This is a genomic window from Candidatus Kosakonia sp. 282A-S69 (genome assembly GCF_029433855.1).
In the GTDB taxonomy this organism is placed as follows: Bacteria; Pseudomonadota; Gammaproteobacteria; order Enterobacterales; family Enterobacteriaceae; genus Kosakonia; species Kosakonia cowanii_A.
Window position 1 is genome coordinate 2,559,129 of sequence record NZ_JAROAU010000003.1, and the last position, 25,302, is coordinate 2,584,430.

The 25,302-nt window shown below is 58.5% G+C and carries 26 protein-coding genes; 10 read left to right on the plus strand and 16 right to left on the minus strand.

Annotation, left to right across the window (positions count from 1 at the left end):
* Nucleotides 1-146: 146 nt before the first annotated feature.
* Nucleotides 147-1,517, minus strand: a complete 1,371-nt coding sequence (locus PU683_RS17785) for an NAD-dependent succinate-semialdehyde dehydrogenase (protein ID WP_277173817.1) — start codon at nucleotides 1,515-1,517, stop codon at nucleotides 147-149.
* A gap of 335 nt (nucleotides 1,518-1,852) precedes the next feature.
* Between PU683_RS17785 and PU683_RS17790 the strand changes: the two genes are divergently transcribed.
* From PU683_RS17790 to PU683_RS17805, 4 genes are all read left to right on the plus strand, one after another.
* A complete protein-coding gene (locus PU683_RS17790) occupies nucleotides 1,853-2,374 on the plus strand; it encodes a VOC family protein (protein WP_277173819.1) in 522 nt (173 codons plus the stop codon).
* Between the two features lie 120 nt (nucleotides 2,375-2,494).
* A complete protein-coding gene (locus PU683_RS17795) occupies nucleotides 2,495-3,262 on the plus strand; it encodes an AraC family transcriptional regulator (RefSeq protein ID WP_277173821.1) in 768 nt (255 codons plus the stop codon).
* A gap of 47 nt (nucleotides 3,263-3,309) precedes the next feature.
* On the plus strand, nucleotides 3,310-3,951 hold the full coding sequence (locus PU683_RS17800; protein WP_277173823.1) for a LysE family translocator: 642 nt from the start codon (nucleotides 3,310-3,312) through the stop codon (nucleotides 3,949-3,951).
* 40 nt (nucleotides 3,952-3,991) lie between these two features.
* Nucleotides 3,992-5,272 (plus strand): DUF445 domain-containing protein, encoded by a 1,281-nt coding sequence (locus tag PU683_RS17805; protein WP_277173825.1) that lies wholly within the window; start codon nucleotides 3,992-3,994, stop codon nucleotides 5,270-5,272.
* 95 nt (nucleotides 5,273-5,367) lie between these two features.
* On the opposite strand, the gene PU683_RS17810 is transcribed toward PU683_RS17805, so the two are convergent.
* The 7 genes from PU683_RS17810 to PU683_RS17840 form a co-directional block, all read right to left on the minus strand.
* On the minus strand, nucleotides 5,368-6,432 hold the full coding sequence (locus PU683_RS17810; RefSeq protein WP_277173827.1) for a DUF2955 domain-containing protein: 1,065 nt from the start codon (nucleotides 6,430-6,432) through the stop codon (nucleotides 5,368-5,370).
* Nucleotides 6,422-7,489, minus strand: a complete 1,068-nt coding sequence (locus PU683_RS17815; RefSeq protein ID WP_277173829.1) for an HlyD family secretion protein — start codon at nucleotides 7,487-7,489, stop codon at nucleotides 6,422-6,424. Before PU683_RS17815 ends, PU683_RS17810 begins: the two co-directional genes overlap by 11 nt.
* 4 nt (nucleotides 7,490-7,493) lie before the next feature.
* Nucleotides 7,494-7,961 (minus strand): MarR family winged helix-turn-helix transcriptional regulator, encoded by a 468-nt coding sequence (locus PU683_RS17820; RefSeq protein ID WP_277173830.1) that lies wholly within the window; start codon nucleotides 7,959-7,961, stop codon nucleotides 7,494-7,496.
* Nucleotides 7,962-8,060: 99 nt separating this feature from the next.
* Nucleotides 8,061-8,477: a FosA family fosfomycin resistance glutathione transferase gene (locus PU683_RS17825; RefSeq protein WP_277173832.1), complete on the minus strand. Its 417-nt coding sequence runs from the start codon at nucleotides 8,475-8,477 to the stop codon at nucleotides 8,061-8,063.
* A gap of 89 nt (nucleotides 8,478-8,566) precedes the next feature.
* Nucleotides 8,567-9,616 (minus strand): DUF1176 domain-containing protein, encoded by a 1,050-nt coding sequence (locus PU683_RS17830; protein ID WP_277173834.1) that lies wholly within the window; start codon nucleotides 9,614-9,616, stop codon nucleotides 8,567-8,569.
* Nucleotides 9,617-9,713: 97 nt separating this feature from the next.
* Complete coding sequence (locus PU683_RS17835) at nucleotides 9,714-10,322, minus strand: ATP-dependent Clp protease proteolytic subunit (protein WP_277173836.1); 609 nt, start codon at nucleotides 10,320-10,322, stop codon at nucleotides 9,714-9,716.
* An 89-nt stretch (nucleotides 10,323-10,411) separates the two neighbouring features.
* Nucleotides 10,412-10,576 (minus strand): DUF1127 domain-containing protein, encoded by a 165-nt coding sequence (locus PU683_RS17840; RefSeq protein WP_277173838.1) that lies wholly within the window; start codon nucleotides 10,574-10,576, stop codon nucleotides 10,412-10,414.
* Between the two features lie 175 nt (nucleotides 10,577-10,751).
* On the opposite strand from PU683_RS17840, the gene PU683_RS17845 reads away from it, so the two are divergent.
* Entirely contained in the window at nucleotides 10,752-12,167 is a 1,416-nt protein-coding gene (locus PU683_RS17845) for an aminotransferase-like domain-containing protein (RefSeq protein WP_277173840.1), read from the plus strand.
* Nucleotides 12,168-12,169: 2 nt separating this feature from the next.
* Here PU683_RS17845 and PU683_RS17850 read toward each other — a convergent pair whose 3' ends face one another.
* Together PU683_RS17850 and PU683_RS17855 are read right to left on the minus strand one after the other, a co-directional pair.
* The gene (locus PU683_RS17850) at nucleotides 12,170-12,676 is read right to left on the minus strand and encodes a C40 family peptidase (RefSeq protein WP_277173842.1); all 507 of its coding nucleotides are present in this window, start codon (nucleotides 12,674-12,676) and stop codon (nucleotides 12,170-12,172) included.
* A gap of 178 nt (nucleotides 12,677-12,854) precedes the next feature.
* Nucleotides 12,855-13,547, minus strand: a complete 693-nt coding sequence (locus tag PU683_RS17855; RefSeq protein WP_431190965.1) for a FliA/WhiG family RNA polymerase sigma factor — start codon at nucleotides 13,545-13,547, stop codon at nucleotides 12,855-12,857.
* 327 nt (nucleotides 13,548-13,874) lie between these two features.
* Here PU683_RS17855 and PU683_RS17860 point away from each other — a divergent pair, with 327 nt between their 5' ends.
* The 5 genes from PU683_RS17860 to murP all read left to right on the plus strand — a co-directional run bounded on the left by PU683_RS17860 (nucleotide 13,875) and on the right by murP (nucleotide 18,042).
* Nucleotides 13,875-14,801, plus strand: coding sequence for a winged helix-turn-helix domain-containing protein (locus PU683_RS17860; protein ID WP_277173846.1), 927 nt, complete (start codon nucleotides 13,875-13,877; stop codon nucleotides 14,799-14,801).
* Entirely contained in the window at nucleotides 14,773-15,243 is a 471-nt protein-coding gene (locus PU683_RS17865; RefSeq protein ID WP_277173848.1) for a hypothetical protein, read from the plus strand. The genes PU683_RS17860 and PU683_RS17865 overlap by 29 nt, the downstream gene beginning before the upstream one ends.
* Before the next feature lie 82 nt (nucleotides 15,244-15,325).
* Nucleotides 15,326-15,511: a flagellar biosynthesis anti-sigma factor FlgM gene (locus PU683_RS17870; protein WP_277173850.1), complete on the plus strand. Its 186-nt coding sequence runs from the start codon at nucleotides 15,326-15,328 to the stop codon at nucleotides 15,509-15,511.
* 180 nt (nucleotides 15,512-15,691) lie between these two features.
* Nucleotides 15,692-16,603 carry an N-acetylmuramic acid 6-phosphate etherase gene (gene murQ / locus PU683_RS17875; RefSeq protein WP_277173852.1) on the plus strand — a complete coding sequence of 304 codons (912 nt, stop codon included), beginning with the start codon at nucleotides 15,692-15,694 and terminating at the stop codon, nucleotides 16,601-16,603.
* On the plus strand, nucleotides 16,603-18,042 hold the full coding sequence (murP, locus tag PU683_RS17880; RefSeq protein ID WP_277173854.1) for a PTS N-acetylmuramic acid transporter subunit IIBC: 1,440 nt from the start codon (nucleotides 16,603-16,605) through the stop codon (nucleotides 18,040-18,042). Before murQ ends, murP begins: the two co-directional genes overlap by 1 nt.
* Nucleotides 18,043-18,076: 34 nt before the next feature.
* Here the strand turns inward: murP and foxA are convergent, their stop codons facing one another.
* The 6 genes from foxA to PU683_RS17910 form a co-directional block, all read right to left on the minus strand.
* A complete protein-coding gene (gene foxA / locus PU683_RS17885; RefSeq protein WP_277173856.1) occupies nucleotides 18,077-20,164 on the minus strand; it encodes a ferrioxamine B receptor FoxA in 2,088 nt (695 codons plus the stop codon).
* Nucleotides 20,165-20,306: 142 nt separating this feature from the next.
* A complete protein-coding gene (locus PU683_RS17890) occupies nucleotides 20,307-21,260 on the minus strand; it encodes a helix-turn-helix domain-containing protein (protein ID WP_277173858.1) in 954 nt (317 codons plus the stop codon).
* Between the two features lie 144 nt (nucleotides 21,261-21,404).
* A complete protein-coding gene (locus tag PU683_RS17895; RefSeq protein WP_277173860.1) occupies nucleotides 21,405-22,298 on the minus strand; it encodes a MurR/RpiR family transcriptional regulator in 894 nt (297 codons plus the stop codon).
* A 2-nt stretch (nucleotides 22,299-22,300) separates the two neighbouring features.
* Complete coding sequence (locus PU683_RS17900; RefSeq protein WP_277173862.1) at nucleotides 22,301-23,257, minus strand: ABC transporter substrate-binding protein; 957 nt, start codon at nucleotides 23,255-23,257, stop codon at nucleotides 22,301-22,303.
* Nucleotides 23,258-23,271: 14 nt separating this feature from the next.
* The gene (locus PU683_RS17905) at nucleotides 23,272-24,324 is read right to left on the minus strand and encodes a FecCD family ABC transporter permease (RefSeq protein WP_277173863.1); all 1,053 of its coding nucleotides are present in this window, start codon (nucleotides 24,322-24,324) and stop codon (nucleotides 23,272-23,274) included.
* Nucleotides 24,321-25,265 (minus strand): FecCD family ABC transporter permease, encoded by a 945-nt coding sequence (locus PU683_RS17910; protein WP_431190966.1) that lies wholly within the window; start codon nucleotides 25,263-25,265, stop codon nucleotides 24,321-24,323. Before PU683_RS17910 ends, PU683_RS17905 begins: the two co-directional genes overlap by 4 nt.
* Nucleotides 25,266-25,302: the final 37 nt, after the last annotated feature.

Consider the following 25,302-nt stretch of genomic DNA (forward strand, 5'->3'; position numbering starts at 1 on the left):
CTGCAAAAGCCTGGCACCGAGCGTAGGCCGGATAAGGCAAAGCCGCCATCCGGCAAAAACCGAATGGCGGCTCAACAAAATGGATATGGGGTCACGCGTAGGCCGGATAAGCGCAAGCGCCATCCGGCAAACGATGCCAGCTACGGCTACTGACGCACCACCACCAGCTTCTGGTTCACAAACTCTTTGATCCCCAGATCCGACAGCTCTCGTCCGAAGCCCGAGCGTTTCACCCCACCAAACGGCAGTTCCGCCGCGGTATCGGTCAGCCAGTTGATGTAAACCATCCCGGTTTCGATCCGTGACGCCAGCGCTTTCGCCCGCTCAATATCGCGGCTAAAGATTGCCCCGCCGAGACCATAGTGGGAGTCGTTCGCCAGGCGCACCGCCTCTTCATCATCCTGCACCACATAAATTTGCGCCACCGGGCCGAAGAACTCTTCAAAGTAAGCCGGGTTATCGCGGGTAATGTGGGTCAGAATGGTCGGCTCAAAGAAGTTACCTTCGCTGGTCGCCGGTTTACCGCCGAAATGGAGTTTTGCTCCCTTCTGCACGGCTTCACTCACCTGCTTGCTGAGTGTTTCCAGCGCATCTTTTGACGACAACGGCCCAAGCGTGGTGCTCTCATCCATCGGGTCGCCCATCTTCACCTGCTGGAAGGCGTCGGTGAACTGGCGCAGGAACTGATCGGCCACCTTCTGGTGCACAATAAAGCGTTTCGCCGCAGTACAGACCTGCCCGGCGTTGGCCAGACGCGCCTGCACGCCCGTTTTCACCGCCTTCTCCAGATCGGCGTCATCGAGCACGATAAAGACATCGTTGCCCCCCAGTTCGAGGGTCGATTTTTTGATGTGCTTCGCCGCCTGCGAAGCGACCGCGCTGCCTGCTTTTTCCGAGCCGGTCAGGGCCGCGCCCTGTACGCGCGGGTCGGCGATAATTGCCGAGACCTGATCGGAGGAGATAAACAGGTTAGTCCACGCCCCTTCCGGCGCGCCCGCTTCACGCACCAGATGCGCAAAAGCTTCGGCGCAGTGCGGCACGATGCTGGCATGTTTGCAAATCACCGGATTACCGGCGGCCAGGTTCGGTGCCAGCACGCGAATGAGCTGGTAATAGGGGAAGTTCCACGGCTCCACCGCCATGATGATGCCGATCGGATGGTGCTCCACCCAGGCATCGCCCAGTTCGGTGTCATATTTCACCGGCGCGAGGAATTTTTTTGCGTTATCCGCGTAGTAACGGGCGATCTGCGCACAGATCTGCACCTCGCTGCGGCTCTGTGCAATCAGTTTCCCCATCTCGCGGGTGGCAATTTTTGCCAGCTCCTCCTCATGGCTCTCCAGCAGGTCAGCCAGTTTATGCAGTACCGGCAGCCGCTGGTCGATGCTCCCTTTTGCCCACCCGGAGTGGTAAAGGGCGTCAGCCTGGCGCAGCGTCGCCTCAATATCGGCATCGCTGTGGTTCGGATACGCTTTAATCAGCTGATTGTTGAAAGGATTCACTGTCTGGTAAGCCATATGGGTCTCCTTAATTTACCGCTTAGGGTAATAAGGGTAGTAAAGCGTCGGAAGAGCTGAAGTAAAGTTGAGTATATCCGGAGTGTTCTTATGTTTCATTTAACGTCTTATTTTTGCCACCCTGAAAAACAAACCCAATAAAAAAGATTAAAATCAAAAAATTACATTAAACCAAAAATAACACTAACCTTATTTGACCCTGTCATTCCCCGGGACAGATGAATAAACGTTACTGCCTGTCACTTTTTGTTCAATTAATGCTTCATGAATGCCGCTTTATTTCTACCGCCTCTGCTTCCGCTATGCTTAATAACACCCAACTTGCAGGAGGAAATATGCAGCAGAGCGTTCGCGGAATGGATCATATTGGGATAACTGTGCCGGATATAAAAGCCGCCACCCGTTTTCTCACCGAGGCATTAGGCGCGGAACTGATTTACCAGTCCGTCGCACCGGAAGATGAGGATATCGATAGCGAGGCGCAGCAAAAGACGCTGCGGCTGGTGCCGGGCACGGTGATCAAAGCGGTGAGCATGCTCAAGCTGCAACACGGGCCGGGCATTGAGCTGTTTGAAATGCAGGGGCCCTCACAGCGCGAGCCGCTGCGGGCAAATGACTTTGGCCTGCAACACTTTGCAGTCTATGCCGAGGATATCGACGCCGCGCTGAAACAGTTTGCCGAGGCGGGTGGCGAAGTGTTTACTGCGCCGCAGCCGCTCGGTTTCCCGACCGAAAAGGGCGACGGCAACTGCTTTTGCTATGGCCGCACGCCGTGGGGCAGCATCATCGAATTTATCACCTACCCGACGCCAATGCCCTACGAGCGCGACACGCCGCTACGCCGCTGGAAACCGTGACGATTAGCCTGGTAGAGGCTTTGAATCCGCCTACCCAATGTGGCGGCTTCTGCACAGCGCGTTTCGCGATCCCGGATGCGCTGTGTTATACCGGAATACCTCCCCCGACAGAGGTGATACATGGCCGGTACCCGCGATATCGCACAAACCTTTTTCCGCTCAGCGGCGCTGCCTGGCGTGGAGCTGCGCAGCACCCACAACAGCACACAGGCGTATAAACGCCATCGTCACGCAGAGCTCTCCATCGGCGCGATTATCGACGGCCAGACCCGCTGCGTCTGCCACCAGCAGGAGTACCTGCTACGGCCCGGCGATCTGATTGTGATTCCAGCCCTGACGCCACACAGTTGCAACCCGCTCATCGGGCAGGCGCGCAGCTACCATATGCTCTATCTGGCAGATGAAAACCGCGCCCAACAGGTGATTCGCGACCCGCAATGGTTTGAATACTTCTTGCATATCGTGGCGTTGATGAAGAGCAACCAGACGCAGCCATTGCCGGGTGCCATCCAGACGCTGCTCACCGCTTTGCCGCATATACCAGATGATGAACCGTCACGCCCACTCAGCGAACAGGTGGTAATGGCATTGCAGGAGAATCTACAGCAGCCGCCGACGCTGGATGCGCTGGCGCACGCCTTTTCGCTGCGCAAGGAGACGCTGATCCGCACCTTTAAACGGGACACCGGCTTAACGCCCGGCAGTTTTCTCAACCTTGCCCGCGTCGAGTTCGCCAAAAGCCGCCTGCGTGCCGGGGATAAGCTGGCGGATGTTGGCTACCAGAGCGGTTTTGCCGACCAGAGCCATTTTCATAAAACCTTTGTCAGCTATACCGCCGCCACGCCGCGCCAGTACGCTCTTGGCCGATCAATATCAGACAATAAATAGCGCCGCGCAGAGGCTATGGTGACCGCACTTTTTTATGCGAGGTCACCATGGATATCTTTCCCGCTGCGTTTCCTGCCCTGGCGCTGGCACATTTCGTTGCGCTGCTCAGCCCCGGCCCGGACTTTTTTCTGCTGATTGGTTACGCCATTCGTTACCGCCTGCGCGGCAGCGCCGGGCTCTGCATCGGCATCGCTTTCGGCAATGCGCTCTATATTCTGCTGGTGATTATCGGCGCCAGCGCGCTGCGTCACTTCAGCGGGCTGTTTACCGCCATCGAACTGCTCGGCGCGCTTTATCTGCTGTGGATTGGCTCACACCTGGTGCGCAGCCGCCCGCAGAGACTGGCGCTGGATGAGACACGTCAGCGCTGCCCCGGCATGAGCAAACAGTTTTTACTTGGCCTCGGCTCGGCGCTGCTTAACCCGAAAAATGCCCTCTTCTACCTGGCGCTGATGACCGCCCTGCTCGGCCCGGATGTGACGCTGCTGCAACAATCGGTCAGCGGTGTGTGGATGGTGATGGTGGTACTGCTATGGGATTTCGCGCTGGTCAGCCTGATTGGCCTGCCCGCGCTGCAACAGCGTCTGAGCCGCAGCATCTGCTGGATAGAGCGCATTGCCGGCGTGGTGCTGATGCTGTTTGGCGGGTGGATTGTGTGGACACTGCTGCGCAATCTACTTATCTATTAACCCTTTGCATGAACTCACCGTTGAGTTCTATGCTTATCAGATGGAAAAATTAGCTGAACTGAAGCGCGCCAAACGACTGGCGCTGTCGCTGCTGCTGATCGCCGCCGCGGTATTTGTTACCACCCTCTTCCTGCCGCCGAGCTTCTGGGTGAGCGGGGTCAAAGCCATTGCCGAAGCGGCGATGGTCGGTGCACTGGCCGACTGGTTTGCCGTAGTAGCGCTGTTTCGCCGCGTACCGCTGCCATTTATCTCCCGCCATACGGCGATCATTCCGCGTAATAAAGACCGGATTGGCGACAATCTTGGTCAGTTTGTGCAGGAGAAGTTTCTTGATACCCAATCACTGGTGGCGCTGATCCAGCGGCATCAGCCCGCGCAGATGATCGGTATCTGGTTCAGCCAGCCGGAGAACGCGCAGCGCGTCGGCACGCATCTGTTGCAGGTGATGAGCGGCTTTCTGGAGATGACCGACGATAGCCGTATTCAACGGCTGATCCGCCGGGCAGTGCATAAAGCGATCGATAAAGTCGACTTAACACAGACCAGCGCCCTGATGCTGGAGAGCCTGACGCGTAACAACCGCCACCAGAAGCTACTGGATACGTTGATAACTCAGCTGATTGCGCTGCTGCAGCGTGAGAGCACGCGCACTTTTATCGCCCGTCAGGTGGTGCACTGGCTGGAGACCGACCATCCGGTGAAGGCGAAAGTGCTGCCGAAAGAGTGGCTGGGGGAGCAGAGCGCGGCGCTGGTATCCGATGCCGTTAACTCCCTGCTGGATGATATCAATGCCGATCGCACGCACCAGATCCGCCAGGCGTTTGATCGCGCGACAATGAAACTGATCGCCAATCTGAAAAGCGATCCGGAGATGGCGGAGCGGGCAGAAAATATCAAAGAGTACCTGAAAAACGATGAAGCCTTTAACCGCTACGTCAGTGAAATGTGGGGCGATCTGCGTAACTGGATGAAGGCAGATATGCAGTCAGACGACTCAAGAATGCAGAAGCGCATCAGTGAAGCCGGGCTGTGGTTTGGCGAAACGCTGCTGGCGGACGGCGCGCTGCGCGCCTCGCTTAATGAGCATCTCGAACAGGCGGCCCATCGCGTCGCGCCGGAGTTTTCGGCTTTCCTGACGCGTCATATCAGTGACACGGTGAAGAGCTGGGATGCGCGGGATATGTCTTACCAGGTGGAGCTCAATATCGGCAAGGATCTGCAGTTTATTCGTATCAACGGTACGCTGGTTGGCGGCTGTATCGGCCTGATTCTGTACCTCTTGTCGCAGATCCCGGCGCTGTTAAACCTCTCTGCCCTCTGAGCTGCCGGATGGCGGCTCACGCCTTATCCGGCCTACACAAGCCCTCTGCACACGAATCGAAGGCCGGATAAGCGCAGCGCCATCCGGCAGTTAACTCACTCCTCAATCACAAACCGTGTCGCTTCAAAGCGGTTCAAAATCAGGTGCACGAGATAGACCATCGTTAGCGTCGCCACCAGCGAGACGGTGACGGAGACAATGCGATATAAGTCGCTGAACACCAGGTCGGTGTCCGGGTGCAGATTCTGACCAAACATAATGCCGATGGTGGTGACGCTGGCGAAACCGACGCCAGCCCCCACCTTCTCCATCACATGCAGCCGCGCGCTAAACGCCAGCCCAAGGCCAATCAGCGGCATCATCAACAGCATATGGCTGCTGTGGTTATAGAGAATGAGCTGCACCAGCAGGATGTAGAGGCAGGCCAGCACCACGCCGACTACGCGCCACAACGAACTCAGCACCGAGCCGCGATAGTGCATCGGAAAGAGGATCAAAATTCCCGCCATCAATGCGGAGAGCGAATCGCTCAGGTCGCTTATCTGGAAGACAACAAAAATCATCGTCGCCACCGTGCCGGAGAGCAGCGATTCGTGGCGCACCCGCGCGGCGTTTTTCTCAATCAGCGGCGGGCGGGTGCGCGGCTCGACGTCCGGCAGCAGAAAGTGCATAAGCGCACTAAGGGCGACGGCCATAATGCTGGCCTCAATATTGGAAAAGAGCAGCGTATGCCAGTCGCTCGACGGGTAGCTCATAAAGTTAAGCATCGTGCTCTGACACACCACGCCGGTAGAGCCAAAGAGAAACAGCGGGCCTTTGCTCATAAAGCGAAAACGCATCACGTAGAGCCCAAACACCACCAGCGTCATGATCGCCGGCCACTGCATCAGATAACCGATGATAAACACCATTTCGATGCAGTTAATCACCGCGCTGAAGACGAACTGCTTAGCGACGTGACGGTTAAAGACCGGCACCAGTGACAGCAGCATCACCGGGTAGATGACATAGAAGACGCCATACTGGGTGTTGTAAAAGCTCGACACGCTCAGGGCGATCATCCCGGCAAAAACGATGCGTAGCGTCTGGCGAAAATCATTCGCCGTGTAGACGATATTGCCGTGCGGCGTAAAGACGCGGGCCAGCGTGTTAATAGACATAGTGCAGCAGGCTTACCAGGCGGATTTGCAGCCCGGAGAAGAAGCGGGCAAAGATCCCTTCGCTGTTGTAGAGCTGCACCGTGGCGCGTGCGCCGGTCGGCAACGCTTTTGGCAGCGGCTCATCGAGCGCCACATGAATGCGCATACGCTGCGCATCGCGCACCCAGCGGTTAGAGGTTTCCGGCTTCGACAGCTCACCGTTTACCGCTTCCTGCCCGGCCAGCGTGCCCGCATCGCTGCTGGTGACATGCGCGTGAAACACCTGGCCCGGCAGCGCATCAAAGACCACCGCCGCATCGGTGCCGACATGGGTATGGCGCAGGCTCTTTTCACGAAAATCGGCGACGATATCGCTCTTCTCATGCACCAGCGCCAGCGACGCGCCGCCCGCCTGGGCATAAAAACCGGGGCTCAGTTGCAGGTTGCTGACGGTGCCGTCCGCTTCGGCCCGCACCTGCGTCCAGCGGAGGTTCAGCTGCGCCTGTTGCAGAGCATTGCGGTATTTTTGCAGCGTGACGTTATGCGCCTCGTCACGTTCACCGCGTTGAATACGCAGCGCTTCAATGCTGGCGTTGAGGTTCGTCACCGACTGCTCGCTCCCCTGCCAGGTGGTGCGCACATTATCAAGGTCGGACTGCGAGACACTCTGCATTTTACCGAGGCGCTGATAGCGCTCAAAGGTGACGCGATTATTCTGCGCCGTCAGCTGCGCCGTTTTCAGGCTCGCCTGCGCGGCGGCAATCTGCGCGTCGAGCTGTTGATTAGTCAGACGCGCCTGCGCCAGCGCAATCTCAGCCGCTTCGACCTGGTTTTCAAAAGGGGTGGCATCGAGTCTGTACAGCAGATCGCCACGCTTCACCCGGCTGTTATTCTGCACGTAAACCTCAGAAACATAGCCAGAGACGCGGGCGGAAACCGGCGTCACCACACGCATCACGGTGGAGTCCGGCGTCAGCGGGATCCAGATATCGGCGATAATAAAATAGACAAACATCAGCAGGAAAGAGGCAATACTGACCCTTACCCAGCGGGCAAATTTTTGTTCAGGCGTCATCATTTTCTTATTCGGTTTTATTATCTTCTTCGCGCATCACGCGCAAATTACAGGCGAGTTGGCTCAGCGTGGCGCTGAACTTTTGCAGATCTTCCGCCGGGATATTCTTCGTTGCCCGCAGCTGGCAGGCCTCAATCACTTGCGTGATTTTCTCCAGCAGAGCGCACCCCTTCGAGGTTAATGCCAGCAGGCGGATGCGCTTGTCGTACGGCGATGTCGTACGCGCAATCAGCCCCCGCTTTTCCAGCAGGGCGAGCGTGCGCATTAACGGCGGCAGTTCAATGCCCTGCACTTCCGCCAGTTCGCTGACCGACACATTCTCCCCCAGCTGTTGCAACTGCATCAGCACCGTCCAGCTCGACTGGGTGATGCCGGTGTCGCGCAGGGCATGATCAATCGCTGCTCGCCACTGGCGCACCACCATGGCCATGCGCATTCCCAGCGGCCGACGGGAAAATAGTTCGTTTTCGGTCATTACGTCCCCTCACATTAGCGGAGGGGCACAATAAAGGTTATCAGGGTAACTATCAAGAAACGGCGGAGCAAAGAGCATGGATTGTGAAAGGGCAGCAGGTCAATCAAAAAACACCATCCCTTTGTAGGGCTGCGCGCGACAAGCTGCCAGACGCTGTGCCAGATCGCCAACATGGGCTTCCAGCTTGTGGCCGTCCGGGTCAAGGAAATAATATGATGCGCCTTCACTTTTGTTCACCTTCCAGCTCACCACGCCTGCCTGCTCCAGCCGCGTAATAAACGCCTTCAGATCCTGCTCGCCGATGCTGAAGGCGTAATGGGTGTAATCGCTTTGATCGGCAGGCGTCACGCGGCGCGCCTCATCAACGGAGAGGCAGATCCAGATCCCGCCGCAGGTGAGATATGCGCCATTATCCCAGCGCGCATGCAGCTTCATGCCGAGCAACTGATGGTAGAAATCAACGCTGCGCGCTAAATCGCTTACCGCCAGCGTCAGGTGATTAAGGGTGGTTAACATAGGGGTACTCTCTGTTGCGAATGCCATGAGGGTAGAAGCGATGAGCACCACCGCGCTTTATACAGCCTGTCGCGGCGGTGCTCAGAGGATTATTTCGCGGCTTTCACCTCGGCGACAAACTCGGGAAGCTCCCAGGCGCCGCCCGCACGAATGCCGCGGCACAGGCCCGTAGTGCCTTCGCTGCTCTGACGAAACGCTTCGCCGTCCCACACCCACTCGGCCGATGCCCAGCAGTCGCCAATCCCGCGCCCGCGCTGAGCAAGCGTGATGGCACCATCGCTGTAATCGGTTCCCGAACTGGTAACGAAGTGCGGTTTCTCTTTCAGGGCGTTGTCGACGACCCAGTAGCCGTATCCTTCGTTATAAGCGCCACGCCAGCAGAGCGCGGAAATCAGGCCATGTTTTGCATCGAGTGGCGTCAGGGTGAGATCATTTTCACCTTTGATCACCTCCTCTTCCGGGTTGGCGAGCCGACCGCAGTCATCATCTTTACCGAGTGCCGCGAGCAATTGCGGCGTCACTTTTTTCGCGTCGGCTGCGCTCAGGGCGTGCGCGCCCTCCTTGCTCACCGGCGCGGCCTGGATCACCGGGGCGGGGATCGCAGCCGTTACGGAAGTTTCTGGCTTATTACCTTTTTTACTCAGTGCGCCCGGCGTGCCGATGCGCCCCTGCACATCGTCAACTTTCAGCAGTGCGGCAGAGGCGCCGTCGCCAGAGAGAACAAACGGTTTTGAGCCGCCTTTAAAGACCACCTTGCCGCTGCCCTTCACCGCAGCAATCATCTGCGCGGCCTGCGCGTCCGTCAGACGCCAGGTGTCATTATCGCCGGGAGTTAACGCGCCGAGTGATTTACCGTTAATCCACAGCGCCAGCTTCGGCGGCGACGGCGGTTCACTGCCGTCCATATCTGCCAGCACCACCTGCACGGTAACCGGCGTCTGCGGCCCCGCTTTACGGGTGATCAACACCGAGCCGGAGGCATCCTCTTCCGGGCTGTAGCCCGCTGCGCGGCAGGTCAGGGTGTTATCGCACACCACTTGCCAGTCTTTATGTTCGAACGAGACGCTGGCAGGTGCCGCCAGCGCGGGAGTGCTCAGGGTCGCGGCGGCCATCAGCGCCGCGGTGATACTGCTTTTCATGCCATCACTCCATCATGAGAAAGGCGTCAGGGGGGCGAAACAGAATCAGGAAAAATGATGAGGCGAGAGCGTTCTCGCCTCAGAAAAGCAGAGTGGATTAATCGAGGTTGAGATCGGCGTAGGAGTTGACCACGCGGGAGACAATGCCGTAATCCATCGCCTCTTTGGTGTTCATCCAGAAGTTGCGATCGGTGTCCTGCTTCACTTTCTCGACCGGCTGGCCGGTCGCGTCGGCGATCATGCGGTTGACGCGCTCCAGGGTGCGGATGATCTCTTTGGCTTCAATTTCGATATCGCTCGCCTGACCGCGCACGCCGCCGAGCGGCTGGTGGATCATAAAGCGGGTGTTCGGCAGCGAGTAACGGTGCTCTTTCTTCGCCGCGAGGAAGATAGTGATCCCGGCGCTGGCGACCCAGCCGGTGCCGATGATGTGCACTTCCGGGGTGATAAATTTGATCATGTCATGGATGGTGTCTGCCGCTTCGACATGGCCGCCCTGGCTGTTGAGATAGATTTTGATCGGCGCATCGCTGATGCCCTGCAGCAGCAGAAGCTGGGTCACCACTTTCTCAGTCAGCGCCTGGTTGATCTCACCGGAGATGATGATCGAACGCGCATCCAGCAGTTTCTGCTGCATCAGCTGGCTGGCATTGCCTGCCTCTTTCTCTTTTTTATCGTCATCATCGTGGTTGGTAATAAATTGCATGTGCTCTCTCCCTTCAGGTTATGGAGCTAAGCATAGCCCAACGCCGGGTGGGCGGGAACCACCAGATATTTCCTGCGCCCACTTAGCCCTCAGCTAATATCGCTGCGCCGCAGTCCCATATCCTTTAACTGCTCATCAGTAAGCCTGCGCAGTTCGCGTCGGGTTTTCGCCAACAGGTGCCAGCGCCGCACCTGACGCCAGAGTAAAACAAACCCGGAAAACGGGCGCCGTGGTCGATTTTCGAAAAATTCCATCTTGCTCTCCTCGCCTGAAAAGAGCTCTATCTTCGCTGCGATCGCCCTGCACAATACAGACTCAGAAAATAGTTTTCTTTAACATACAGATGCCGTAAAAGAGGATCTGCACGCCACTTTCCAGCCCAATCTGTACTGTTTTTCGAAACTGTATGGTGACTTTTTAGGATACAGCATGACCCGCTACCAACATCTGGCCACCTTGCTGGCAGAGCGCATTGAACATGGCTTATATCGCCACGGTGAGAAACTGCCCTCGGTGCGTAGCCTGAGCCAGGAGCATGGCGTCAGTATCAGCACCGTACAGCAGGCTTATCAGGTTCTGGAGACGTTGCAGCTCATCACCCCACAGCCGCGCTCCGGCTACTTTGTCGCGCCGCGCAAAGCCAAACCGCCGGTGCCGGCGATGTCGCGCCCGGTACAGCGCCCGGTTGACGTCACGCAGTGGGATGAAGTGTTAACTCTGCTTGATGCGCGCACGGATAAAGAGATTGTCGCCTTCGGCGGCGGTGCGCCGGATCTTACCCAGGCCACCCTTAAACCGCTGTGGAAGGAGATGAGCCGCATCGCGCAGCACCAGCTGATGGACGCCCTCAGCTATGATCCCCTGCCCGGCCAGCACGAACTGCGCGAACAGATCGCCCGCCTGATGCTCGATGGCGGCACCTCGCTGAATGCGGAAGAGATTGTTATCACCGCGGGCTGCCATCCGGCGCTGTCGCTGGCGCTGCTGGCGGTCTGCAACCCGGGCGATATTGTCGCCGTTGAATCGCCCTGCTTCTACGGCACCATGCAGCTGCTGCGCGGGCTGGATATCAAAGCGATTGAAATTCCGACCGACCCGGAAACGGGGATCAGTATTGAGGCGCTGGAGCTGGCACTGGAGCAGTGGCCGATCAAAGGGGTGATCCTGGTGCCTAACTGCCAGAATCCGCTCGGGTTTGTCATGCCGGAAGCGCGCAAAAAGGCGGTGCTGTCGCTGGCACAGCGCCACGATATTGTCATTTTCGAAGATGATATTTATGGCGAGCTGGCCACCGATTACCCGCGCCCAAACACCATTAAATCCTACGACATTGATGGCCGCGTGCTGCTATGCAGCTCCCTGACCAAAACCGTGGCACCGGGTCTGCGCATTGGCTGGATCGCGCCGGGGCGCTATCTGGACCGGGTGCTGCATAAAAAATATGCCGCCATCGGCACCAACGTTCCCGCCACCCAGCTGGCGGTGGCGGCGTTTATCCGCGACGGGCACTACCACCGCCACGTACGCCGGATGCGCCAGGTCTACCAGCAGCGGCTGGCGATCTACACCTGTTGGGTACGCCAATATTTTCCGTGCGGTATCTGCGTGACGCGCCCGCAGGGGGGCTTCATGCTATGGGTCGAACTGCCGGAAAGCGTCGATATGGTCTGCGTTTCGCGCCAGCTCTGCCGGTTAAAAATCCAGATCGCCCCCGGTTCGCTCTTTTCTGCTTCCGGCAAGTATCGCAACTGCCTGCGCCTTAACTGCGCCCTACCGCCGGATGAAACCAGGCGGGAGGCGATCAAACAGCTGGGCGCAGCGATCCACCATGCGCTGGAGGCGTAGCCTCAAAGAATCGCTTCGCTGGTCAGAATACGCCGCGCGCCAAGGTAGTGATCCTGCCAGTAATCGTTTGTCAGGTTACTGATGCGGATCTTCAGCCCGCTGCGCGGTGCTTCGATAAAAGTATCGTTACCCAGATAGACGCCAACGTGGTCCGCCGGGCCGCGCGATTGACTGCGAAAGAAGACCAGATCGCCACGGCGCAGCTTATGCCGGGCCACTTTTTTCAGCCCCTTATCCCCAAACATCGCCCGGGTCGTGCGCGGGAGTTTTCTCTCCAGCACCTTGTTATAGGCGTAGACCACCAGTCCACTACAGTCGAATCCCCGCTGCGGTGAGACACCGCCGCGCACGTAGGGTTTACCAAGCTGCTTCTCCAGACGGTTCATCACCGTAAGCAGTGATGCGCGAACGCGCGCTTTTCGCTGCGCCTGATGATGCGCGGCAGCGGCCTGCGCATTTGTCTCAGGCGGGGTTGATACGGGCGTCGCCGTGCGCGGGGGGGGTTGCACACACCCGGTGACAAGCGACAGCACAAGAAGAGTAAAAAAAAGCCCCAAAAACCCTCGGAGCAAGCTCCGACTGGGGGCGACGATGGATGACAAAATCACAGCTTTCACAAGAACAACACATTTAAACCAATGAGTTAAACATAAGCACCGGCACCAACCAGTGCCGCAAAGAGCGCGTTTATTTACCAATAAACGCCTCTACCTTCCGGGCAATCACTTTGTTGAGCTGGCAGACGCGCGCTTCCGATACGCCAATCACCTGCGCAATCTCTTTCAGGCTCATCTCATGCTGGTAATAGAGCGCGAGAATGAGCTGCTCCCGCTTGTCGAGGCTGGCTATCGCACTGCGTAACGTGTAGACAGGAAGCAGTTCATCCTCGAGCGGGCGGCTAAAGAGCGTGCTGGTATGCAGGTCGCTCTCCAGCAGGCTATCCAGGCTCTCCAGCGCACTGGCCGAGTGCAGCAGCAGATATTGCTGCCAGGCTTCCGGTGTCACCGACAGCCGTTCACTCAGCTCTTCATAGCGCGGCTCATACCCGAGCTCGCGGGTTATCTCACGGATCGCATCCGTGAGCTTATGCGTCTGTTGACGCAGCCTGCGCGGACGCCAGTCCTGCTGGCGTAACTCATCCAGCACCGCGCCACGGATACGCTGAATGGCGTAACCGGCAAACTGCGCATCCGGCGGCCCATAACGGCGTAGCGAGGCAAGCAGCCCCATCAGGGCAATTTGCCGCATATCTTCCCTGCTCATCACGCTGCTGGTCTGCCAGCTGAATTGTTTGACGACTTTATGTACCAGCGGCAAATAATCACTGATATAACGCGCCTCATCAGCGGGGCTTAAGGTTTTTGCGGCAGTCAAATTCATCATTTACATTACGTATGAGGAACAGCGGATAAAACAATTAATCAAAAGTTTCGGCAACACCTAATTAACAAAATGAGAAGAGGTGTCGCTAATAACATGCAAGGACGCTTCTCAACGGCGTCAAACAATACACCACAAAGGCGTTTTTTAATCCTTTGAAAAGCGGTAACTAATGAAATCACATGTCATTTGCGCCACGCCTTCCGTATTATTAACACCACAAGCCGGTGAACTACGAATATTTATTCTGTTATTTATCTGATTCAGCCAATAGCACTATTTCTTGTGATAAGTGCCCGCTGGATTAGCCGCAATCGCTAACCTTTTATGAATAAACCCAATTGCACCGTGAATAACTGGGTCATCGTTCCCGCGTCAGGCGCGATCCAACACATCGTGACCGGCGAGGAGAAACGACTGGGAACACACCCGCTCAGGCTGCTGGCTGTTTTGCAGCAACACCCCGGCGAGATCCTCTCTCATGAGGATCTCACCGCGCAGGTCTGGGAAGATCGCGCCGTCGGCAGTAACAGCCTGCCCCACGCTATTCATACGCTGCGTACCGCCCTGGCCGATAACGGAAAGCAGCAGCGAATTATTCGCACCATCCCGAAACAGGGTTACGTGCTGGAGGCAAAATATTGCCGCCCTCTGGTCAGCGGGCCGCCGCCGACCCCGCGCCCTGCGCCGCCTGAAATCGACCCACCCCCGCAGGCGAGTCCACCTGCCGCGCCTGCGTTACCCGCAACAACAACGAAAAGTCCACCTGCCGCGCCTGCATTACCCGCAACAACAACGCAAGGCACAGCGCAGCCTGCCCCTTACATGACCGGCCTGCTTATTATGCTGCTCTTGATTGTCTCTACGCTTTGCAGCGGCTATCTGGCGCTCACTTACAACAATAAAATAGTGGCCAAAGAGGTGGCTAAAAATATCTACAGCCAGCTGCGTATTTTTGCCCTTCTGGCACCCGCGGAGAGAATGAAACAGCCGACTGCCATTTATGATCGATTAAAAGAGAGCTATATCCGGCTTAATCAGCAGGCGAAACAGAAAGCGCTGCGTATTGCTATTTACTATCGTAGTGAAAACCAAACCCTGAATTATACCTTCCGTATATATAATCCCTGCGAGCAACGGATTCTGGTGATGCAAATTGATCACTGGCGCGCCGACGCAGCGTTATTAAATAAGCTGATTGTGAGTGAGACACGGAGAAAAATGGATGAAATGGCCTCCTGTAATAGCAAATAGACGATCGCTCTTTCTGCTTACCATCACGTTGACGGCGCTAGCCGGCGGCACCTTTTTCCAGCGCGGTCAGCGCGCCCTGCATCAGACGGAGGAGATCGCTCAGCAGGTGGGGTTTTATGATTTGATGCTGCACCAACGGGAGATCTACGATTCGCGCATGAGCACGGTGGGCAATATTATCGTCAGCACCCTCAGTAGCCCGCACGATACCGCCTTTGTGCTGAAAAGTAACTTTGTCCACGTGCGCCAGCGGTACGGTAAGCACTATTTTGCCTATGCACCGGTGCTGTTCAACCCGGCGAAGCGTAACCGCATGGTGACCAACAGTGTTGATCTGCTGACCTACTCGGAGAACGCCATGCAGCAGATTGCGCCCGACGGCGTGCCGTTGGTCTGTCTGCAAAATGGCATGATATTTCACTATCAACTGGAGTCGGGCTAAGCAAAACGCGGGGATTAAGTTTACGGCACCGATGGTCGTTTTAGGTAGCCAAACGGTAACCGCCCTCTGTGAGACGCATATCATGACAGCGCCCCCATTTTCTGACGCGATCCTCTTTTTGCTTGAACAGGCACAGGCCGATCTTGATCAATTGCCGCAAGTTGACCAGCCTAAGATCGAACGCCTTCGCGCGGCGCTTAACGCTGGCGAACTTGAGCCCGATCCCGATGCGCTGGTGCAGGCGATCCTCACTTTTCACCAGCGCTGACGCGACGCTTAACGATAACTTATACGCATCATGAGCAGCGTCACACTCTCGTTTCGCGCCCCGTGTAAGAATAAATTATTCTTAAATTGATTGTTTTGAATAATATATTATTCCTTTTTCGGGTGTCGTCGCCGCGAGGCGGCAGGCAGAAAGTCATAACGCAGAGTGAAGTGAGACGTGATGAACATTGATCTATCCAGATTGACGACCGAAGGGCGCAATAGCGCCAGCGCCAATATCGATATGCTTGATACTGAAGCGATGTTGCGGGTGATTAACCGTGAAGATCAGAAGGTCGCTCTGGCGGTTGAGCAGGTGATACCGGCAATTACGCAGGCGGTGGATGCGATTGTCAGCGCCTTTAAAAAGGGCGGACGTCTGATTTACTGCGGCGCGGGCACCTCCGGGCGCTTAGGCATTCTGGATGCCAGCGAATGCCCGCCCACTTACGGCACGCCGCGCGAGCAGGTGGTAGGCCTTATTGCTGGCGGTCATCGCGCCATTCTACAAGCGGTGGAGAACGCCGAAGATAGCCTGACGCTCGGCGTCGACGATCTCAAATCTCTCCATTTCAACACCAACGACGTGCTGGTCGGCATCGCCGCCAGCGGGCGCACGCCCTATGTGATTGCCGCCATGGAGTATGCCAAAAGTCTGCATGCCACCACCGTATCGCTGACCTGCAACGCCGGCAGTCCGATGACACAGATTGCCGATATCGCCATTACGCCGGTGGTCGGTGCGGAGGTGGTCACCGGCTCCTCGCGGATGAAAGCAGGCACGGCGCAAAAACTGGTGCTTAATATGCTCACCACCGGGGCGATGATCCGCAGCGGCAAAGTCTACGGCAACCTGATGGTGGACGTGGAAGCGACCAATCAGAAGCTGGTGCAGCGCCAGGTCAACATTGTGATGGAAGCCACCGGCTGCGACAGCGACGAGGCGAAGCATGCGCTACAGGCCAGCCACGGCCACTGCAAAACCGCTATCCTGATGGTGCTGGCGCAGATCGACGCCGAAGAAGCCGCGAGTCTGCTCGCGGATAACGGCGGGTTTATCCGCCAGGCGCTGCTTCACGCAGGAGTGAAGTGATGGCCAAAATCACGCCGGAACTGATCGCTACGATCCTGCAACGGGTCGGTGGTGAAGCGAATATCAAAAGCTGCGGCAACTGCATGACGCGCCTGCGCCTGACGCTGCATGACGATGCGCTTGTCGACAAGGCCGGGCTGCTGGCGCTGCCTGGCGTGCTCGGCGTGGTGAACAGCGACGATCAGCTACAGATCATCGTTGGCCCCGGCAAAGCGCAAACCGCGGCAGAGATGATGAGTCTCTTAATAAGCGGTGATAACGCGCCCGCGGAAACGGCCTCGCTCAAAGAGGTCGCCCGCGATACTAAACAGCAGATGAAGGCGAAGCAGACCAGCGGTCTGCATCAGTTTCTGGCGAAATTTGCCACCATTTTCACGCCGCTCATCCCCGGTTTTATCGCCGCCGGGATGCTGCTCGGCTTCGCCACGCTGATTGAGCAAAGCCTGCTGGTCAACGCGCAGGAGAAGAGCAGCGCGCTCGCGCACAGCGTCGGTTATATGAAAGTGTTCGGCAAAGGGTTATTTACCTTCCTGCCGATCCTGATTGGCTACAACGCGCAAAAAGCCTTTGGCGGCAGCGGCGTCAACGGCGCAATTATTGCCGCGCTGTTTGTCCTCGGCTACGACGCGAAAGCGACGGTCGGCTACTTCTCCGGGATCGACACCTTCTTCGGCATGAGTATCGATCCGCGCGGCAACATTATCGGCGTGCTGATCGCCACGATCCTCGGGGCGTGGATCGAGCGGCAGATCCGCAAGTTTGTCCCCGACAACCTCGATATGATCCTCACTTCGCTGCTGACCTTACTGATCACCGGTGCGCTCACCTTTACGCTGATCATGCCGATCGGCGGCGAGCTGTTTAAAGGGATGTCGTGGCTGTTTCTGCACCTGAACGGCAACCCGTTTGGCTGCGCGGTGCTGGCGGGGCTGTTCCTGATTGCCGTGGTGTTTGGCGTACATCAGGGCTTTATTCCGGTCTACTTTGCTCTGATGGATGCGCAGGGCTTCAACTCGCTCTTCCCGATCCTCGCGATGGCGGGGGGCGGCCAGGTGGGTGCGGCGCTGGCGCTCTACTTCCGCGCGGCGCGTGAATCGACGATCCGCAACCAGATCCGCGGGGCGATCATACCCGGTCTGCTCGGCGTCGGCGAACCGCTGATCTATGCCGTGACTCTGCCGCGTGTAAAACCCTTTGTCACCGCCTGTATTGGCGGCGCCTGCGGCGGTTTTTTCATAGGTGCCGTGGCGTGGCTTGGCTTACCGGTCGGGTTGAATACGGTGTTTGGCCCTTCCGGGCTGGTGGCGCTGCCGCTGATGACCTCCGATCATGGCATCTACGCCGGAATGGCGGTCTATGCGGCGGGCGTGGTGGTGGCCTATCTCGGCGGGTTTATCGTCACCTGGCTCTTCGGCCATAAAGGTGTCGATCTCAGCTAAGAAAAAACCCGGCGCAGCGGCCGGGTTTATCACATCAGAATGCGTAAGAGAGGCTGCCGACGATGCTGCGCTCGGCGCCAAAGTAGCAGTAGTTGGCGGAGTTACAGGCGGCGACATAGCGCTTATCGGTGAGGTTATTCACGTTCACCTGCGCGCTCAGCCCTTTCAGACCGACATTCGAGAGATCGTACCCGACGGCCAGATCCACCAGCGTGTAGGAGGGCAGCGTATGGGTATTCTGGCGGTCGGAGGTGATGCCGTTAACATACCGTACGCCGGAACCCACGGTCAGGCCGTTCAGCGCCCCCGCTTTGACATCATAGCTCAGCCAGGCGCTGGCCTGGTTGCGCGGGGCGTAAACTGCCCGTTTGCCCTGCTCGTCGGCGCTGCTTTTCTTATAACGGATGTCGTTATAGGTGTAGGCCGCCTGCAGGCGCAGGTTATCCGTCAGCTGACCCACCGCTTCCAGCTCCACCCCTTCTGATTCAATCTCGCCAATCGCGCGGTAGGGATCGGTCGGCTCCACTTTGGTGGCGATATTGTTCTGATTAATGCGGTAGACCGAGGCGCTGTACATGGTCTGCGAACCTTCCGGCTGGAACTTCAGCCCCGCTTCCCACTGTTTGCCCTTCATCGGTTGCAGGATCTTGCCGTTCTCATCGGTAAAGCTGGTCGGTGTAAAAGCGGTCGAGTAGCTGACGTAGGGCGCAAACCCGCTGTCAAAGAGGTACATCAGCGCCGCACGGCTGCTGATATGATCTTTCTCCAGCGTATCGTGAGTATCACCGATCTTATTGCTGTTCGTGATCTTCACCTGATCGTGACGGCCGCCGAGGGTCAGGCGCCAGCGATCGAGTGACATCTGATCCTGCACATAGATCCCGGTCTGCTCCAGCTTGTGTTTTTCGCGACCATACACGGAAATTGAGAGCGGATCGGCACCGTAGATCGGGTTAAAGGCATCGATCGCCGGGAAGCTACCATAGGATGAGGTGACATTGTTATTTCGGTGCTGGTAATCGACGCCCACCAGCAGACGGTGGTTAATGGCACCGGTATCAACACTGCCATCAAGCTGGTTATCCAGCGTCACCGCCGAGAGGGACTCATCCGAGCCGGAGTAACCGCGGTTCAGCTCAGTCTCATTCAGCCAGCCCGAAGCATAAACCTGATTGAGATCGACTTTAGTCCGCAGGTAACGCAGTTTCTGGCGCACTGACCAGCCGCTGTCGAACAGGTGTTCAAAGTTATAGCCGACCATATTTTCACGGCGCTTGTACTTATCGTACCGATCTTCGCCTTCAAAGAAGGTGTTGGAGATTTTCCCCCCGGCATGGGGCACCACGGCGCCTTCATACGGCAGGCCGGAGTGGCTGCCGCCTTCCGGATCGCGATGCAGATAGGCCATCACATCGAGGCGCGTCGTGTCGGTAATACGCCAGGTGACGCTCGGCGCGATGGCGTAACGCTGCTCTTTCAGGTGATCAAACTGGGAGTCGGCGTAACGGGTCATACCGGTTAAACGCACCGCCACGCGATCGTTATCATCCACCGGCCCGGTAACATCAAACGCCGCACCGCGCTGGTTGTTATTGCCCGCGAAGAGTTTCACTTCACCGCCCGGATCGAAAGAGGGTTTACGCGAGTTCAGCGCCACGATACCGCCTGGCGACGAGCGGCCATAGAGCACGGATGCCGGGCCGCGCACGACTTCAACACTGTCTAAAAACCACGGGTCGATCACCAGCGAGCTGTGGGAGTTGGTGTCGCCCATCATCTTCAGACCATCGAGGTAGACGTTATCGAGGCTGCCGTCGGAAAAGCCGCGCAGCACGATGTAATCAAAGCGGTTGGAGGCACCAATTTGGTTGCTGTAGACACCGGGTGTGTAGCTGACGGCCTGGCGCACGCTGGTGGCGCCCTGCTCTTCATACTGCTGGCGCGTGACGATCGATACCGCCTGCGGCGTTTCGATATCCGGCGTCTCAAGCTTGGTCGCGCCGCTCTGTACCTGCGAGGTCACCACCACCGTATCTTTAGCGTTTTCCTGCGCCAGCGCCGAAACGCTTACCCCACCGGTTATGCAGCCAATCATCAATGCCAGTCGCGTTTTTGCGAACATGAAACTCTCCAGAAGCGGTTATTATTGTAAATAAGAATTATTACCCTTTTGGATTCGCCAATAGCTATGCGCAATGACAATTCACATATGCGCGGTGACAAAATGGCGCGCAGGGCGAGAGAAAAGGTCTATGGGGAGGCGATCAGCTGGCGCGCGCTTCACTCGGCGCGATGCCATACCGGCGACGAAAGGCAGTGGAAAAGTTGGTGGCATGTTGATACCCCGACATCCAGGCCGCTTGCTGCACGCTGTAGCCCTGAGCGAGGTAGCGCCGCGCCAGCGCCAGGCGGCAGTCGCGCAGATAGTCAAACACCGAGTGGCCATACGCCTGGCGGAATTTTACCCGCAGGCTGCTGGTGCTCATCGCCGCCAGCTGCGCCAGCGCCGTGAGCGTATACTCTTTTTCCGGCTGCTGCTCCAGCAAGCGGCGCACTGACTCAAGCCGTTGCCCCTCGCCGCCGCAAGCGCGCGTGCACTGCTCCACGCCCGCCATCCGCTGTGACAGCGCGTGCCCGACCAGTTGCAGCATTACCCCTTCAAGAATTAGCTCGCGGGAGAGCGCAGGCAGCGCTGCAAGCTGGCTCTGTTGTAAACCCGAGAGCAGAAACGCGGGCACCTGCCATAAAAAGGTCGGCGCGCCGTGCGACTCCCACTGATCCAGCAGCGCGCTGAGCAGCGGCGAACGCTGGCAACTGGCGGGATCGACGCCGAGCGATAGCGTGCGCAGAGCGTTATCGGCCAGGTGACGAGCGTTCATCACCTGCTGCTCGCTCAGGCGTGAAGTGAAGGCCATACCGGAACGGACGATAAACTCCTCGTCGTTGAGGCGCAGCATCACGCTACCCTCAAGCACCACCAACATATAGAGAGGGCAGCTGTGCAGAGAGGTGGTTTCATAGGGTTGCAGAACGTGAATATCGGAGCGGGTCAGGTTCAGGCCGCTGGAGAAGCGCATCTCCTGCACATTGCCCTGAATGACAATGCGTCTCTCCTCGCTCAGCGAGCGGCAGGAAGCCAGCGCCGGAAAGCGGTAATCGATGCCGTAGCGCTCGCCAAAGCCGATAAAATCTTCAACGGAAAAGTCTCTCTTTTGCATAACCGGCAGCCGTTCGTTCTCGATCAAACCCAGGCACCACGCCGGGCGAAACGGCCTACACCTTACCATTCGCATCAGGCCGCTTCAATGCTATTGAGAACTATTCTCATAAAACAGCGCGCAGGGAGAGGATGTAATCTCTGCTTACCCCTTTTTCCCGCCCGGCTTTAAGCCGCGGTGAAACTCATTGATGCGTTTCACCGTTTTAATCGCCCGCTGCGAATTTGCCGACGCCACCGATAAAACAAGCATCTCCAGGCAGAGCAGCACCGTGCCATGCAGCGGGATTTTGCCCTTCTCGCCACCGCGCGGGACATGGATCACCACATCCGCTTGCTGGCTGAAGCGCGAGTCTACGGCGTTGGTTAACAGGATCACCGGAATGCCGAGCCGCCGCGCCTCTTTCAGCGTAGTCAGCCCTTCCCGGTGCGCCGATTTCTGCGCCATCATCACCAGCACGTCGCCGCGCTGCAGCCCAATCAACTGCTCGGAGAGGGCAATGCCGGTGCGGTTAAGCTCGGTGGCGGGCAAGCCGATGCGGTTGAAAAGCCGCGCGCTGTACTCCGCCAGGATACCCGATGCGCCAATGCCGAAAATCGCCACCTGGCGCGCGTCGACCAGCAGCGCCACCGCCTGCGCGATGGCGTAGCGGTTGGCGGGAGCGGAGAGCACTTCGCAGGTGTGCTGATGCCCTTCGAGGACAAAATCGATGCCTGAATTGACGTCGCAGGCGAGCGCATTCACCGTGGCGCTCATCTTCTCGGCTGACGACGCCGCCGGGCCAAACCACTGCTCCAGGGTCTGCTTCAGATCGCGTAACCCGGCAAAGCCCAGCGCCTGAATTGCGCGTACCACGGTGGCATCCGAGGTTTGCGTGGCGGCGGCGATCTCCATTGCCGTCTGCTCCAGCACCGCTTCACGATGATCGTGGATATAACGCGCCACCGCCTGCAAACGCGGCGACAGCGTCTGCGCCCGCGCGCGAAAACGCTCGCCGTAGACATCGACGCGACTTTTAGCCCGCTTGGCGTTCAGCATCTTCACTTCCCTTCTTGCGCCGCTGGTAGCGGTCGTCCGGCAATCTGCGACTGCACCTGCGCCACCATCAGGCTTAACGAGGCGAAGGAGTTAGAGATCGCCTCTTCGCGTGAAATCAGCACATAGCGCCCGTTATGACAGGCAGTGAGGAAATCGCACCAGCCGGGCATCACCGCGTCCATGGCGGCCATTTCATCCTGCGGCGTGCCGCCGGTATCTCCGCGCCATGTCGCAAAGACAAAGTCTGCATCCAGCTCCGGCAGCCGCTCGGCGCTGACATCCATGCGCCCCCCTTCAGGGATGCTGTCGATAAGCGGCGGGAAGCGAAAACCAGCATCCCGCAGCACGCGACCCAGCGAGTGGTAGCTGTGCAAGACGTTGATTTTACCGTTGTTCGCCTGGATAACCGATACCGTTATCTTGCGGGTATCAATGCTCTTTTTCAGTACGGCAATCTGCTCCTGATAGCGCCGCATCAGGATCGCCAGCCGCGCCTGTGTGCCGGTCAGCTGCGCCAGCTTGCGGTAGATCTCCGGCGCGCCGCCCTGCAGATGATCGATGCTCACGGTGGGCGCGATCTTCGCCAACTGCTCCACCGGCGTATTGCGGCTGGGCTCGGTGATAATCAAATCGGGTTTCGCCGCCGCTACGGCTTCCATATCAATATCGGCGGAGCCAATAAAGCGAATATCCGCGTTATCAAAGTCGACGCCGGTCAAGAGCGCCCCGGAGCGTAAAACATGGTGGCCATCCGCCTGCGTGCGCCCGTGGCTGGCGACCGGCGGTACGCCAAGCTCAATCAGCGGAATAGTGATATCAAGATCGTGCAGCGAGACAATGCGTTTCGGGTGCTGCGGTACATTGACCACGCGCCCTAAGTCGTCGGTAAAGGTCTGCATAGGCTCTGCGGCAGCGGCGGTGAAACCTGCCAGCAGCAGCAAGGAGAAGAGGATGCGCATAGAACTCCTTAAGGTTATAAGCGATCGCGCCGCTGCCAGAGCAACAGCAGGAAAAAGGGGCCGCCCACCAGCGCAATCACAATCCCGGCGGGAATTTGCAGCGGCGCAAACGCCAGCCGCCCAATCGTATCGGCGGTCAGCACCAGCAAGCCACCGAGCGCTACGCTGCCCCAGAGCAGGGCGCGCTCACCGCCGCCCAGCAGAAAGCGCGCTATATGCGGGGCAATCAATCCGACAAACCCGAGGCTGCCGACACAGGAGACACTGGCAGCGGTGAGCAACACTGGCGCGAACACCCGCAGGCCGTTAAGCAGCATCAGCCGCACGCCGAGACCCGTTGCAGCCTGGTTGCCGAGCTGCGCGACATCCGCCGCGCGGGCGGTCAGCAGCAACATAAGCGTCGCAGGTAGCGCCCAGCAGAGCGTCACGCCCAGAAGTGGCCAGCTGGCGGCCTGTAAACTGCCCGCCAGCCAGAGCATTGCGGTCTGCACGTCGCGCACATCGGCGGTAGTCATGAAAAGACCGATACCGGCGGCGAAGGACCAGGAGAGGCCAATCCCCAGCAGCACAAAGCGCGGGCGGGAGACGTCCCGCGCCAGCGCGATCACCAGCCCGGCAGCAAGCAGGCCACCCGCCATTCCCGCCAGCGGACGCCAGATAACGCTCACCGCCGGAAAGCTGAACACCAGCGTTAATACCGCGACGCTGGCCCCCTCTTTCACGCCAATTAAGCCAGGGTCCGCCAGCCCGTTGCGCGTCATGGATTGCATCGCCGCGCCCGCCATGCCGAGCATCGCTCCGCAAAGCAGTGCCATGCAGAGCCGCGGCAGACGCAGATCCCACACCACATAGTGCTGCTCGCCGCTCAGCGTCTGCGGCACAAACAGCGCCCGCGCGAGGCTTGATGTCGGCACGGGCAGCGAGCCGCGCGACACGCCGAAGAGCAGCAACGCCAGTGCCAGCAGTAGCAGCCCGCTCAGCCATAGCAGCGCGCGCGGGCGCAGCAGGCGGGAAAAGCCGCCGATCCGGAACGCTCGCAGCCCGGCGCGATAAAGTTCCTGGCTCATTTGAAGAACCTCGCCGCCAGCAGCATAAAGAGCGGCGCGCCGACCAGCGCACTCATCACGCCGGTCGCCAGCTCTTGCGGCGAAAGCAACGTTCGCGCCGCGATATCCGCCAGCAGCAAGAGCGCTGCGCCGCCAAGGGCGGAAAGTGGGATCACCACGCGCAGATCGCTGCCCGCCATGCGGCGCACCATATGCGGCACCACCAGACCGATAAACCCGATTGGCCCGGCAATGGCCACCGCCGCGCCGCACAGCAGCGCAACGGCGAGTAATGAGAGCAGGCGAATTCGCGTCAGCGAGACGCCAAGGCCGCGCGCCAGCGTATCGCCAAGCGCCAGCATATTGAGCGCTGGTGCCAGCGCAATCGCCAGCCCGAAGCCAGCGGTAGCAGCCATCGCGGCAGGTGTGATCTGTTCCCAGCTCAGCCCGGCAAGATCGCCCGCCAGCCAGGTGCGCATGCTCAGCAAGGTCTGCTCATCAAGGATCAGGATCGCGGCGGTGATCGATGAGGCAAAGGCCGACAGCGCCACGCCGCAGAGCGTCACCTTCATCGGCGTGAAGCCAGCGCGCCCGGCAGAACAGAGCAGCATCAGCAGGGAAAAGAGGATAGCCGCGCCGGTGGCGGCCATCAGCGGTCGGCTGACGGCGGCATCGCCCATGGTGATGCCGAGCGCGGTCGTCGCCACCACCGCCAGCGCCGCACCGGCGTTCAAACCGAGGATGTGCGGCTCACCTAAGGGGTTGCGAATAACCGACTGCAAGAGTGCCCCGGCAACGCCCAGCGCGGCGCCGGTAAAGAGCGCGGCGACGAGGCGCAGCAAGCGCAGGCTGATAATCACCCGGTGATCGAAATTATGCGGGTCGAAGGCAATCAGCGCCTGCACCACCGTTGGTGGCGCAATGTAGCGCGCGCCGAGGCCAAGATGGGCAATCGCCGCCATCACCACCACTCCCGACAGGCCAAGCGCGGCAACGCTC